This is a genomic window from Exiguobacterium sp. s28, assembly GCF_018618135.1.
Taxonomy (GTDB): Bacteria; Bacillota; Bacilli; order Exiguobacteriales; family Exiguobacteriaceae; genus Exiguobacterium; species Exiguobacterium mexicanum_A.
Window position 1 is genome coordinate 175,935 of the sequence record NZ_JACSLL010000002.1, and the last position, 13,641, is coordinate 189,575.

The following is a 13,641-nucleotide window of genomic DNA, read 5'->3' on the forward strand; positions in this document are numbered from 1 at the left end:
GCAGTGGTCTGTGCCACGTGAAATCCCCCTTTTCCCGTTAGTCAATCTTCTGATCGTACAAGAAGTCAACGAGTGCATCTAACTCTTCATCACTGATTTGGCCTTCACCGAAGCCAGGCATGAGCGCGCCTTGTTTCAATTCTTGTGGGTCGCGAATCCATTCTTTCAACTTCTCTTCGTTGTTTTCGAGGTAGCCCGCCAACCATTCGCGATCACCAAAGTTCGTCAAGCTCGGCGCGACTTTCCCGCCACCGTGACAGCTTAAGCAGCTCTCGACGTACACGGCTTCGCCTGTCGTCAAGTTTTGGTTATCTGCAACGAGGTTTTCTGTGTTTGCGTCCTGCTGTGCTTTCATGTCTTCGAGCCATTGGTCGTACTCTTCTTGCTCGAGTGCGATGACTTTGAAGTCCATGAGTGCGTGTGAAGGTCCGCAAAGCTCGGCACATTTCCCGTAGAACGTACCTGGTTCATTTGCATGCAACCACATTTCGTTATCAAGGCCTGGGTTCGTATCCGTCTTACCTGACAAGGCCGGTACCCAGAACGAGTGAATGACGTCTTTCGATGTCAAGTTGATGCCGACACGCTTACCGACTGGGATGACGAGTTCTTGACCCGTGACCACGCCTGCGTTCGGATATTCAAATTCCCACCAGTAAAGGTTGGCCGTGACATTGATTTCTTCTTCTTTTTTCGCTTCTTTCGCTTTCGCGAGCTCGACTGTCGTCGTGATCGTCGGAACAGCGAGAATGATCAATAAAATGATTGGAACGACTGTCCAAATCATCTCAAGCGTGCTGCTTCCTTCGACTTGCTTCGGAATCGATTCATCTTTCCGACGGAATTTCATGAGCACGTACACGTAAATAATCGTTACGATGACAAGTACAAAGAGCATGATTGCCAAACTGATGAGAATGATGCGAAGCTGAATCTCAGCTCCCTCTCCCATCGGCTTCAATGCAGACAATCCCTCTACGCCGCACCCTGATAACAGTAGTGCGAACATCATCATCGGGACGATGCCAAACAGAAGCTTCTTAAATGATTTCACAACAATCCCCACTTTCTCCCAAAATGATGTGCAATGGTTTCTATATAGTGAGTGCGACTATCAAAGTGCCGTCAATACCAGCGTGACAATCCACACGACTAAATAAATCAATGAATAAAAGAACATTTTGTTTGCCCACTTGATCTCATCTTCGGCCTTGAAACCTTTCAAGCCGAGATATAACCAGTAGCCCCCAAGACCGGCCGCGACGATCACGTAGATCAAACCGTAATGCAAGAACAAGAGCGACGCGGGAATGAGTGTCGCGATCCACCAAATGATTTGGCGCTTGGTGATCGCGAAGCCGTTGACGACCGGTAGCATCGGAATGCCGGCCGCTCGATACTCCTCGACACGCCGCATGGCGAGCGCGAGGAAGTGTGGCGGTTGCCACAAGAACATGACGAGGAACATGAGCCACGCATCGATATGAAGCGCGGGATCGATGGCTGCCCAACCGATGAGCGGTGGTACCGCTCCGGAGATGCTGCCGACGACCGTGTTCAACGTGTGCGTTCGTTTAAGCCACATCGTATAAATGACGACATAAAAAAATGCCCCGATTAAACCGAAGACTGCTGCCACATACGACACGATCAATAAGAGCAATGTCCCGATCGCGAGTTGCGTTAATCCAAGGAGCAAAATCCGTTCTCCCGAAATTTTCCCGGTGACACTTGGTCGGTTGTCTGTACGTCCCATCAAGTAATCGATATCACGGTCCACGAAGTTGTTTAGGTAACAACTCCCGGAGATGACGAGCGCGCTTCCTAACATCGTTAATAAGAGTTGTGGCCAAACTTCAAACAAATAAAGTACTGGCGTATCACTCTGATATGTTGCTGCTACAAAGAAACCGGCGAACACCAACAATAGATTGGCGCGGACGATTCCCATTTTTGCAAGAGCAACATAGTCGCGGAACGAGGCGGATTCTGTATATTCTACTTCTGCCATTGTCCCTGGGTTGACTTTTGTCATACTGACCCCCCTACTAATCACGAAATCCTCGTATTCTTTTCACAGAAAAAACACAATATGAACAAAGTTCACCTAACTCATAACAAAGATACCATATTTTCAAAAAGAATACGTCGTTTATGCTTGTAAAATAGCTAGTTTTTTGTGACAGACGTGTGATAATTGTCACAGTAAAAACGCTACGCTAATACTAGAATAACGATTTTGATAGCGATTGCAAGCTTTTCCGTTTCGTTTTTACGACGTAAAGCCGTATAATAAGTATGGCGAAAAAAATATAAACTGACAAGGCACAATTCTAGTGATTTTTCTCAAAAGCAGGTGGAAACGAATGCATAAAAAACTCGCACTATTTTCAGCACTCGTCACGCTCGGGATGATGCTCGTTCTCATCATGGGTGGAACCGTGACGAAGACGGACTCCGGCGACGGGTGCGGTACAGACTGGCCGCTCTGCCACGGGAAACTGATTCCGACCAATCCGAGCGTCGAGACGATGATCGAGTACAGTCACCGTGTCGTCTCCGGCATCGAAGGACTGCTCATCATCGCATTGACGGTTTGGACGTTCGCGGTCGTCAAGAACCGCTATGACGTCAAAGTGTTCGCGTTCCTCGCGTTCATCTTTATGCTCATCCAGTCCATCATCGGCGCCGGTGCCGTCATCTGGCAACAGTCGGACGCGATTCTCGCGCTCCACTTCGGCATCTCGCTCGTCTCGTTCGCGTCGCTTCTCATTTTGACGATTCTCTTGTTCGAAGGAGAACGCGTGCATCGGGCCGTCTCCGAACGATTGAAGATTCACCTTTACGGCTTGACGATCTATACGATGGTCGTCGTCTACACGGGTGCTTATGTCCGTCACCTCGGCGCGACGTATGCGTGTGTGGGCTGGCCGGTATGTAGCCAAGACGTCTGGACGTTCGAGTCGTACGTCCAAATGGGGCACCGCATCATGGCGGGACTGCTCGTCTTCTATACGCTGTACGTGTTGTACTTGGCGCGACGGGAGACGAATCGACTCGTCGAGACCGGGATGTGGGCATCCTTGTTCTTCATCTTGCTCCAAGTCGGCACGGGGGCGTGGATTGTCCTTGGGGGACATGCCACATACGTGCCGCTCCTCCACGCGTTCTTGATTACCTGCTATTTCGGGATTGTCTCGTACTTGGCATATCATGCGTATCGGAGTCAGAAGCAGACGACCGCGTCCGCTCGACAAAAATCAGTTTAATCGAACACACGAAAAGGAGCGACGTTCATCGCTCCTTTTTTCTATGCCTATTTACTGTGCATCCTTGAACCGTTCGAGCGCTCGGGCCCGCGCTTCCTTATGGTCGACGACTGGGTCGACGTATCCGTCCCGCTCGCTGAGATCGGGAAAGTGAATCGACTTTTTGTCGAGGTCGGCGAGTTCAGGCACATACTTCCGAATGAACGTCCCTTCGGTATCAAACTTCTCGGATTGCGTCGTCGGATTGAAGATGCGGAAGTACGGAACCGCATCCGTCCCGACCGAGGCGGCCCATTGCCAGCCGCCAATATTCGAGGCTGCCTCATAATCGATCAGTTTCTGTTCGAAATAGCGTTCCCCTTTTCGCCAGTCGATCAGTAAATGTTTCGATAAGAACGAGGCGACGATCATCCGGAGCCGGTTGTGCATCCAACCTGTCTCGTTCAGTTGCCGCATCGCCGCGTCGACGATCGGGTAACCCGTCTTCCCCTCACACCACGCCTGGAAGTTCTCGTCATCGTCTTCCCAGTCGAGATGCTTATACTTGTCGTTGAACGGACGGTCTTTCAGTCCCGGGAATTGAACCATGATCATATAATAAAATTCGCGCCATAACAGCTCATCGTAATACGTGTCGCGTCCGCTCGATTTCGGCGCCGACAGCACTGCTTCCGCCACGGTGCGGATCGACAACACCCCGGTCCGTAGATATGGAGAGAGCCGGCTCGTGCCGGCGATCGCCGGGATATCGCGGTCCTCATCATAGGCGTCGATCCGGTTGGCGACAAAGTCATGCAAACGTCGTTTCGCGGCCGCTTCTCCGAGCGCTTTCCACGAACGCTCGCACCGGTCGAACTGACGCCGCAATTCAGCAGGCACGACATGTTCGGTCGCGACGAGTTGCTTCAGCGCTGTCACATCGACATCATACGGTGCGGGCGGCGTTTCGGCGTAGGCCGCCTTTTTGAACGGCGTATACACTTTGTACGGGTCCCCGTCTTTTTTCGTGAACGCGTTCGGGGCAAACAAATGCCGATCGAGCAGACGGATGACTTTGACGTCTTGCCCGAGCGCCTCGATGACGGCATCGTCGCGCTGCTTGAACGGTTCAACATACTCGGCGTTAAAGTATAGCGTGTCAAACTGACCGAGCGCTTCGACGAACACTTCGGCCGTGTCGGCGACGATGACACGCAGGCCGAGGCCGTTCTCCTTGAGCTCACCCATAAATTGTCGCATCGTCGCGAAAAAGTAATCGTGCCGCGTCTCGAACGGCTCGCAATAGTTCGGATTGAGCCAAAAGACGAACTCCAATTCATCGCCTGAAGCAGCGTCTTTCAATACCCGGTGTAACATATGATTATCAGTCAATCGAAAATCCGATCGAAACCAACAGACTCGTCTCATCTCTCCCACTCCTATCTAAAAAAGAAGCATAGCCGCGCTATGCTTCTTTCCATTATACAAACTCAATCAATAAGTCGTCACTTTGGATTGTGTCGCCTTCTTTAATATGGACCGCTTTGACTTCACCGTCTTGAGCGGCTTGGACCGTCGTCTCCATCTTCATCGCTTCCGTGACGAGGAGCTGTTCCCCGCGATGGACACGGCTACCAGGTTCGACGAGCACTTTCAACACCGATCCCGGCATCGAAGCACCGACTTGTTTCGGGTTCGTCCGATCAACTTTCGGTCGGCTCGTCGTCGCCGACTTCACGTTCACGTCTTTGATTTCGATTTCACGCGGTACCCCGTTCATCTCATACGAGACAAGACGGATACCGTCCTCGTTCGCCGCACTGATTTGAACGAGTTTGATGATGAGCGTCTTCCCGGTCTCGATCTCGACTTGAATCGTCTCTCCGACGTTCAAGCCGTAGAAGAACGTTAACGTGTCGAGGACGGATACATCGCCATACGTCGTCGAATGGGTGACGTAATCCTCGAACACTTTCGGATACAACGCGTTCGAGAGCAGTTCGAAGTCCGTCACCGGGCGCTCGAGCTTCTCGAACAACTTCGTCTGCGCCGCCTTGAAATCATACGGCTCGATCAGTTTACCCGGACGTACATCGAGCGGTTTTTCGCCTTTCAAGATGGCTTGTTGCACGTCTGTCGGGAATCCGCCTGGAGGCGTTCCGAGCTCACCGCGCATCATTTCGACGACCGAGTCTGGGAAGTCGAGTTGGTGACCCCGCTCGACCACATCTTGTTCGTTCAAGTTATGTTGGACCATGAACAGTGCCATGTCCCCGACAACTTTTGACGACGGCGTCACTTTGACGATATCGCCGAACAACATGTTGACGCGGGCGTACATCGCCTTCACTTCGCTCCAACGGTCGCCTAACCCGACCGCTTTCGCTTGTTGTTGCAAGTTTGAATACTGACCGCCCGGCATCTCATGCTCATAAACCGATGGGTTCGAAGCACGCATGTCGCTTTCGAACGGCTCATAGTTATGACGCACGTCTTGCCAGTAGTCGCTGATGACCTCGTAATGCTTCGCATCGATTTTCGGTTGACGCTCGTGATGGTCGAGCGCATAAATCAAGCTGCCGCCTGAAGGTTGTGACGTCATGCCTGACATCGAGCTCGCAGCCACGTCGACGATGTCGACGCCCGCATCCGTCGCCCGGGCATACGTGAAGATTCCGTTGCCGGAAGCGTCATGCGTGTGCAAGTGGATCGGCAAATCGACGGCATCTTTCAAGGCTGAGACGAGCGCGTATGCCGACTCTGGCTTGAGCAGACCGGCCATGTCCTTGATGGCAAGGATGTGGGCCCCGCTCGCTTCGAGTTTCTTCGCCAAATCGACATAGTATGGCAAGTGGTACTTCGGACGGTTGCCATCGTACAGGTCGCCCGTATAACAAACGGCCGCTTCCGCGACTTTTCCTGTCGGTAACGTCGCGTCGATCGCAAGTTGAATCGACTCGAGGTTGTTCAAGCTGTCGAAGATCCGGAACACGTCGACACCCGCATAGGCCGCCTCATGGACGAACTGTTCGATGACGTTGTCGGCATAGTTTTTATACCCGACCGCGTTGGCGCCGCGAAGCAACATTTGAATCAAGACGTTTGGCATCTTCTCACGAAGACGCATGAGGCGTACCCATGGGTCTTCCGAGAGGAAACGATAGGCGACGTCGAACGTGGCCCCGCCCCATGCCTCGACCGAGAATAGCTCTGGCATGAGTTTACTCGTCGGTTCGGCGATATTGACGATGTCTTGTGTCCGCATCCGCGTCGCAAGAAGCGACTGGTGCGCGTCTCGCATCGTCGTATCCGTCAACAACAGTTCAGGTTGACGTTTGATCCAATCGGCAAGGCCGTCCGGACCGAGCTCCGTCAAAATCTGTTTCGTACCTGGTTTGGCTTCAGTCGGAAGGTCTTGCGGAATCCGGACCGAGCGGCTAATCGGCTTATCTTTCAATCCGACACCCGGGAATCCATTCACGGTGACGTCACCGATATAGTTGAGCAACTTCGTTCCACGGTCTTTCCGTTTCGGGAAGACGAACAATTCTGGCGTCTCGTCGATGAACGACGTGTTGTAGTCACCGCTGATGAAGTTCTGGTGCTTCATCACGTTAATCAAGAACGGAATGTTCGTCTTGATGCCGCGAATCCGGAACTCGTTCAAGTTACGGACCATTTTCGAAGCCGCCTGTTCGAACGTCATGCCGTGTGTCGACAGCTTCACGAGAAGCGAGTCATAATACGGTGAAATCTCGGCCCCGACGTAAGCGTTCCCGCCGTCGAGTCGGACCCCGAAGCCGCCCGGAGAGCGGTACGCCATAATTTTGCCCGTGTCCGGCATAAAGTTGTTGCCCGGGTCTTCTGACGTGACACGTGACTGGATCGCGTAACCGAGCAATTTGATGTCTTCTTGTTTCGGCATATGGATGACGTCGCCGTGAAGCGACTCGCCTTGCGCGATCATGAGCTGGGTCTGCACGATATCGAAGCCGGTCACCATCTCTGTGATCGTGTGCTCGACTTGGATACGCGGGTTGACCTCGATGAAGTAGAACGACTCGTCTTCCGTGACGAGGAACTCGACCGTCCCGGCGTTGATGTAGCCGACGTGGCGCATGAGCTTAACCGCCGCGTCACAAATCGCTTGGCGCGATTCCTCAGACAACGTCACACACGGTGCGACCTCGACGACTTTTTGGTGTCGGCGTTGGACCGAACAGTCACGTTCGAACAAGTGGATGATGTTGCCGTGGTCGTCCCCGAGGATTTGGACCTCGATGTGTTTCGGACGCTCCACTAATTTTTCTATGTACACTTCGTCTGAACCGAACGCTTGCTTCGCCTCTGACTTGGCACGTTCAATCAAATCTTTCATCTCGGCTTCCGTGCGGATGACACGCATCCCGCGGCCGCCACCGCCCATCGCCGCTTTGACCATGAGTGGGAATCCATGCTCGTTCGCAAACTCGAGCGCGTCTTCGTATGATGTGAGCGGTCCGTTCGAACCTGGAATGACCGGGAGACCGGCCGCGATTGCGCTTTGACGGGCCCGAACTTTATCCCCGAACGCATGAAGATGCGATTCATTCGGACCGACGAAGATGATACCTTCTTCGCGGCAACGACGTGCGAGCTCGATGTTCTCAGATAAGAAACCGTATCCTGGGTGAATCGCGTCAGCCCCCGACTGTTTCGCGATTCGAATCACGTCCTCGATATCGAGATAGGCGTCGATCGGCTTTTTATCGAGACCGATCAAATATGCCTCGTCCGCTTTAAAGCGGTGTAACGAGCCGCTGTCTTCTTGTGAATAGACGGCGACTGTGCGCATTCCTAGTTCAGTGGCTGCCCTAAATACACGAATGGCGATCTCTCCACGGTTGGCTACAAGTAATTTGCTAATTGGTTTCAACATAAATCCCCCCATTTAAGTAGTTCGAACCTTCTTACCTGACAACATGTAACGATGAACCTTGCACATTTTCGGCTGATTTCTCACGAATCTCAGCCCGTCTTGTCGCTTCCCGGTGCCGGTTTCGCATCGAGATGCTGCTGAGCACTCCGAGAATGCCCATCGTCATGATGAGTGACGTCCCGCCGTAACTGACGAGCGGAAGCGTGACCCCCGTCCCCGGGAACCAGCCCGACATCGCCCCGATATTGATCCCGGTTTGGACCATGATTTGGGCAGCGATGCCGAATGAGACGAACATCGCGAAGTGACTATCGCTATGGTTGGCGATATTGACGGCGCGGAACGCGATGAAAAAGAGCAGGACGAGGACGACGACGACACCGACAAAACCGAGCTCTTCCGCGATGATGGACATGATGTAGTCCGTCTCCGGTTCGGGCAGATACCCATACTTCTGATAACTGTTGCCGAGGCCGACACCGGTCAACCCTCCGTGCACGATCGAGATGATCGACATGAGCAATTGATGGCCATAGCCTTCCGGATCCATGAACGGATTGAAGACGACCTCGATCCGACTGCGCTGGTTTTCCGAAAAAATTGTCGTGAACATCAAATAGACGGCCCCAATCCCAGCGATCACCGATGGGATAATGATTCGGAGCGGCGCCCCAACGGCGAGCCACATGAGGAACATGATGGCGCCAAGGACGAACAGCCCCCCCATATCCGGTTGCCCGTTGATGGCGATCGCATACGGGAGAAAGAAATAGATGACGGGAATCACGAAGAAGGCACCGGCTTGGGCCCGTAATCCTTTTTTCGTGATCGCGGCTCGGCCGAGGCGTCCCGGCAACCCTTTCAGTTCATTGTTCCACAGTTGGTGATAATAGTTCGCGAGCAATAAAATCAACACGAACTTGGCGATCTCGACCGGTTGCACCGTGAATCCGCCGATGATGAGCCACGCCCGTGCCCCGTTGAGTGGTGGCATCGCCCAAGTGACGAACAAGAGGACGACCGACACGAGGTAGAGGCCGTACAAAATATTTGGTTTTCTAAAGTTCTCATAGCGGAACATCGTCGCAATCAAGTAGACGACAATCCCGAGTCCGGCGTAGAAGAGTTGCCGATAGAACAAACCGCTGTTCGCGTAATCCCCGCGATTCCATACGCTCGCACTGTAAATCATGATCGAGCTGATTCCGACAAGCATGAGCACCGCAATGAACAGTGAGAAATCAAAGTAACGAAACCGAGTTTTCATGTTTTCACTTCCTTATGTACAACAATCCCTGACCCATTATAAAAAAATACTCAAACAGCGCCGCTTGCACAGTTTGAGTATAAGGTTCATAAATCTGAAGCTTCCGCGAGGGCGGACAGCTTTTGTTCCAATGAATCGAGCAGTCCTTTACCTTCAATGTCTGAAATGAGTCCAAGACGGACCGCAAAATCAATTTGGCGTGATAGACCGAACATATGTGTATCAAGCACCTCTTCATAAAGCGGGCACTTCGGCATTTTTAGGTTTTCTAACTGCACTTCAATCAAACAACGGATTTTTTCAGCGTCTGCCTCTAATAGTTGAAGCGCTTGCTCCCGTTGGACTGCAGCCAAATTTGTCGCCACTACGACCCCTCCTCCGTACAATGACAGACTGTTTGTCATAACTCAACTGTACATTATATTTCATCATAATTCAATGAACAGTCTGGATTCACTATGAGTTTCTCGCAGTTTCCCTTTTTCCCCGGAAGAGCTGTATAATGTACAGTGTATCGTGAATAAAGGGGGCGTATCAATGATTTTTCCACTAGACGGAGCGGTTCGTCACGCGTTGACGATCGACCCGACCGTATGGATTTTCGACGACCGCAAGCGGAACATCGAGGAACTCGACCGCGCGGTTGAGAATGATAATGAAGCGTATTATGCCAAGATAGGGAAGGCATGGGACGACGGCTTGACACAAGGGACACGTGTCGACCACAATAAACCGATGACTCGGGCCGATAAAGACGCGGCGCTTCGCGACTCGTTCGCGATGCCGTTCGCTCCGTTCCTGCAAAACGCTGAACCAATCGCTACGGCGACACACGTCAGCTTTTATGGGGAATCGGTGCTCACGCTACCAATCGATGAGGCGCGCACCGTCTATCTCCAGTTCTCGAAGGACGGGAAAGTGCTCACGGACGGCCCGGTATACGTCTTGTATCATCAGCAAGTTTTGCGCGGCGTCCACCATATCGCAGTGCGAACAGAAGCTTGATCGAGAAGGCCATAGCGCCTTCTCATTTTTTTGGACTTTTTACTTCACAAAGTGTAACATATAGGTTATGGAAAAACTTCATGTTTGAAAGGTCGTGACGCTTACGTATCCTTTATGGAAGAAAAACTTAATCATCGTTTGGATCGGTAGCTTTTTGACGGCGGCCTCGATGAGCCTCGTCTTACCGTTCCTCCCCTTATTTATCGAAGAGCTCGGGGTCACGAATCCCGATCACGTCGTCACCTGGTCAGCCGTCGCTTTCGGGGCCACGTTCCTCGTGGCCGCCATCGTCTCCCCGCTCTGGGGAAGGCTCGCCGACCAAAAAGGCCGCAAGCTGATGCTCATTCGGGCAAGTCTCGGCATGGCCGTCGTGATGACGCTCATCAGTTTCGTCCAAGACGTGTATCAACTCGTCGGCCTTCGGCTCCTCATGGGTGCCGTCTCCGGGTTCATCTCGGCGGGGATCACCCTCGTCGCTTCACAAACGCCAAAAGAGAAAAGTGGCTGGGCGCTCGGTACCTTGTCGACCGGTGGCATCACCGGCGGACTCCTCGGTCCATTGATCGGAGGACTCCTCGCCGACTGGATTGGGCTTCGACCCGTTTTTCTCTTGACCGGCAGTGCCCTATTTATCACGTTCATCATCACACTCGTGTTCGTCAAAGAGGACTTCGTCCCAGTGGCGCGCGAACGGCTAGATTCGACCAAATCGATCATCGCCTCGCTCCGCCATCCACAACTGATCTTAAGTCTCTTTTTAACGACGTTTTTAATCACCTTCTCGACGCAATCGGTCGGTCCGTTACTGACACTGTATGTCCGGGAATTGAACCCGTATACGACATCGCTCGCCTTTATCGCCGGCATCGTCGCCTCGGCACCGGGTGTGGCCGCGCTCATTTCCGCACAGCGGCTCGGGCGGCTATCGGACCGGTACGGGGCCGAACGTATCTTGTTTTGGGCGCTCATCGTCTATAGTGCCTTCTTGATTCCACAGGCGTTCGTGACGTCGACGACGCAACTCGTCGTGTTGCGATTCGGCCTCGGTTTCGCCACCGCGGCGCTCATGCCGTCCGTGCAGTCGCTTTTGCGACAACACACGCCGAGCCGAGCGGCCGGGCGCATCTTCTCTTATAATCAGTCGGCCCAGTTCATGGGTAACCTGCTCGGACCGTTGTTCGGGTCTCAAGTCGTCGCGCATTTCGGCTTCTCCGCCCTCTTCATCGTGACCGGTTTGATTATGTTGACGAACGCCTTGCTCGAAAAATCGAACGTGCAAGTGGCACTTCATCCGAATACGAAATAAACGCCGAGCAGCCGCTCGGCGTTTTTCGTTATAGTAAATCGGCTGCCAACCGGGCGAGCGACGAGCGCTCCCCTTTGATGAGTTGGACGTGGCCGAATACGTTTTGCCCTTTGAACCGTTCGACGGCGTACGTGAGACCGTTCGAATATTCATCCAAATATGGGTGATCGATTTGATACGGATCGCCGACGAGGACGATTTTCGAATTCTCCCCGACGCGGGTCAGGATCGTCTTGATCTCGTGTTTCGTCAAGTTCTGGGCCTCATCGATGATGATGAACTGGTCCGGCATGCTGCGGCCACGGATATACGTGAGCGCCTCGAGCTGAATCGATTTGATGCCGGCCAAGATGTTCCCGAGCTCGTCTTTCGAATTGGCATTAAACAAAAACTCTAAGTTATCGTAAATCGGTTGCATCCAAGGCCGCAGCTTTTCTTCCATCTCCCCCGGCAAGTAGCCGATATCGTTCCCCATTGGGACGACCGGACGGGCGACGACGAGCTTATTGAAACGACGCTCGTCTTCAACGAGCGACAACCCGGCCGCGAGCGCGAGAAGTGTCTTCCCGGTTCCGGCTTTCCCGAGCAACGTCACGAACGGGATATCGTCACGAAGCAACAAGTCGAGTGCCATCCGCTGTTGGACGTTGCGCGGATGGATGCCCCAGACGTGTTCGACGTCTAGGGAGAGCGGACGAAGGATCGGTTGCAGCGAATCGACGACCGCGACTGCGCTCGCTTTCGAGACGTTGCTTTTTAAAACGACGAATGAATTCGGGTACAGTTGATTTTTCGTCAACGCAGACAGCGGCAGCTGCCGGACTTTGTAAAATTCATCGATGACGGCTTGATCGACCTCGATCTCCCGGTAGCCGGCATATAGGTTCGTCGTATCGACGATATGGTCGGTCAAATAGTCTTCGGCTTCAATACCGATCGCGTCCGCCTTGACGCGGACAAGTATATCTTTCGAGACGACGACGACTTTACGGGTCCGGTCGTGCTCGTATTGTTTCATCAGGCCGAGCGCCACGGTCAAAATGCGGTTATCGTTCGTCATGACGTCGAACGGGAAATCGACGGTATGTTCATGGCCGATCTCGACGAACAAGTGACCGCCATTCTCGAGCGGTACCCCGTCATGCAGTTTCCCGGTCGTGCGGAGTTGGTCGAGTACACGCGCCGTCTCACGGGCGTTACGTCCGACCTCGTCCATATTGCGTTTTTTGCCGTCAAGCTCTTCTAATACGATGGCGGGGATGACGACATCGTGCTCATCGAATTGGAACAAGGATAGTGGATCGTGTAAGAGTACGTTCGTATCGAGCACATACGTTTTTTTCATAGACTTTGCCGCCCCTCGAAAATAGGATGGTGATCAAGAATTCAAACTCTCCTTGACTTCACGGTCCAGCTTTTCTGCTGCTTCGACATCGTACGTCTTGACGATGTCCGGTTGTCCATATGTCGCCCCGTAAAAGGAGACGTTACGGACTTCTTCAACGTGCCCTTCAAAAAAGCGAAGGTGCAATCCCGGCTTCACGCTTGGCTCGAACTCGGCCACATGCGACAAGGCCACACTGTAAGCCAGGCCTCCTTCTATAAAGATGAGACTTGCGGTCCGTTCATTCCCAAGCAACGTGATCAAATGCGAATTTTTCGTCAAGGCGAAACGTATCGTTACTTCATTCGGCGCTTGCACCCAGCTGATGGCATGGGTGATCGGCCACCGTTTCGGTTCGTCAAATGTGATTAAAAATGTCAATGGCATATCATTCAACGTACCTTGTTGTGCCTTTGAGAGTTCGAACGCGGCTTTGCTCGCCATATACTCCCCTCCTCCCGAACGGGTATACGAAATGGATTCGCCCTTACAAACCTCTTTCCCTGCTTTTCT

The 13,641-nt window shown here is 52.8% G+C and carries 11 protein-coding genes; 3 read left to right on the top strand and 8 right to left on the bottom strand.

The window, feature by feature from the left end; translation table 11 throughout:
* Positions 1–37 precede the first annotated feature (37 nt).
* Together coxB and cyoE are read right to left on the bottom strand one after the other, a co-directional pair.
* Entirely contained in the window at positions 38–1,054 is a 1,017-nt protein-coding gene (gene coxB / locus KNP78_RS03265) for a cytochrome c oxidase subunit II (protein WP_214791563.1), read from the bottom strand.
* Between the two features lie 60 nt (positions 1,055–1,114).
* Positions 1,115–2,035 (bottom strand): heme o synthase, encoded by a 921-nt coding sequence (gene cyoE, locus KNP78_RS03270; RefSeq protein ID WP_034777042.1) that lies wholly within the window; start codon positions 2,033–2,035, stop codon positions 1,115–1,117.
* A gap of 331 nt (positions 2,036–2,366) precedes the next feature.
* Between cyoE and KNP78_RS03275 the strand changes: the two genes are divergently transcribed.
* Positions 2,367–3,269, top strand: a complete 903-nt coding sequence (locus KNP78_RS03275) for a COX15/CtaA family protein (RefSeq protein ID WP_128122990.1) — start codon at positions 2,367–2,369, stop codon at positions 3,267–3,269.
* A 51-nt stretch (positions 3,270–3,320) separates the two neighbouring features.
* Here KNP78_RS03275 and KNP78_RS03280 read toward each other — a convergent pair whose 3' ends face one another.
* The 4 genes from KNP78_RS03280 to KNP78_RS03295 form a co-directional block, all read right to left on the bottom strand.
* On the bottom strand, positions 3,321–4,676 hold the full coding sequence (locus tag KNP78_RS03280) for a cryptochrome/photolyase family protein (RefSeq protein ID WP_214823266.1): 1,356 nt from the start codon (positions 4,674–4,676) through the stop codon (positions 3,321–3,323).
* A 52-nt stretch (positions 4,677–4,728) separates the two neighbouring features.
* Complete coding sequence (locus tag KNP78_RS03285; RefSeq protein WP_214797052.1) at positions 4,729–8,166, bottom strand: pyruvate carboxylase; 3,438 nt, start codon at positions 8,164–8,166, stop codon at positions 4,729–4,731.
* A 31-nt stretch (positions 8,167–8,197) separates the two neighbouring features.
* Positions 8,198–9,433, bottom strand: a complete 1,236-nt coding sequence (locus KNP78_RS03290; RefSeq protein WP_214797053.1) for an FtsW/RodA/SpoVE family cell cycle protein — start codon at positions 9,431–9,433, stop codon at positions 8,198–8,200.
* An 86-nt stretch (positions 9,434–9,519) separates the two neighbouring features.
* Positions 9,520–9,798, bottom strand: a complete 279-nt coding sequence (locus KNP78_RS03295; protein WP_021067011.1) for an Fpa/YlaN family protein — start codon at positions 9,796–9,798, stop codon at positions 9,520–9,522.
* A gap of 172 nt (positions 9,799–9,970) precedes the next feature.
* On the opposite strand from KNP78_RS03295, the gene KNP78_RS03300 reads away from it, so the two are divergent.
* Together KNP78_RS03300 and KNP78_RS03305 are read left to right on the top strand one after the other, a co-directional pair.
* Positions 9,971–10,438, top strand: coding sequence for a hypothetical protein (locus KNP78_RS03300; protein WP_214823267.1), 468 nt, complete (start codon positions 9,971–9,973; stop codon positions 10,436–10,438).
* A 94-nt stretch (positions 10,439–10,532) separates the two neighbouring features.
* Positions 10,533–11,744, top strand: a complete 1,212-nt coding sequence (locus KNP78_RS03305) for a multidrug efflux MFS transporter (RefSeq protein ID WP_034777035.1) — start codon at positions 10,533–10,535, stop codon at positions 11,742–11,744.
* A 28-nt stretch (positions 11,745–11,772) separates the two neighbouring features.
* Here KNP78_RS03305 and KNP78_RS03310 read toward each other — a convergent pair whose 3' ends face one another.
* Both KNP78_RS03310 and KNP78_RS03315 read right to left on the bottom strand, forming a co-directional pair.
* Complete coding sequence (locus tag KNP78_RS03310) at positions 11,773–13,089, bottom strand: PhoH family protein (protein WP_214823268.1); 1,317 nt, start codon at positions 13,087–13,089, stop codon at positions 11,773–11,775.
* A gap of 33 nt (positions 13,090–13,122) precedes the next feature.
* Complete coding sequence (locus KNP78_RS03315) at positions 13,123–13,572, bottom strand: PNPOx family protein (RefSeq protein ID WP_034777031.1); 450 nt, start codon at positions 13,570–13,572, stop codon at positions 13,123–13,125.
* Positions 13,573–13,641 lie beyond the last annotated feature (69 nt).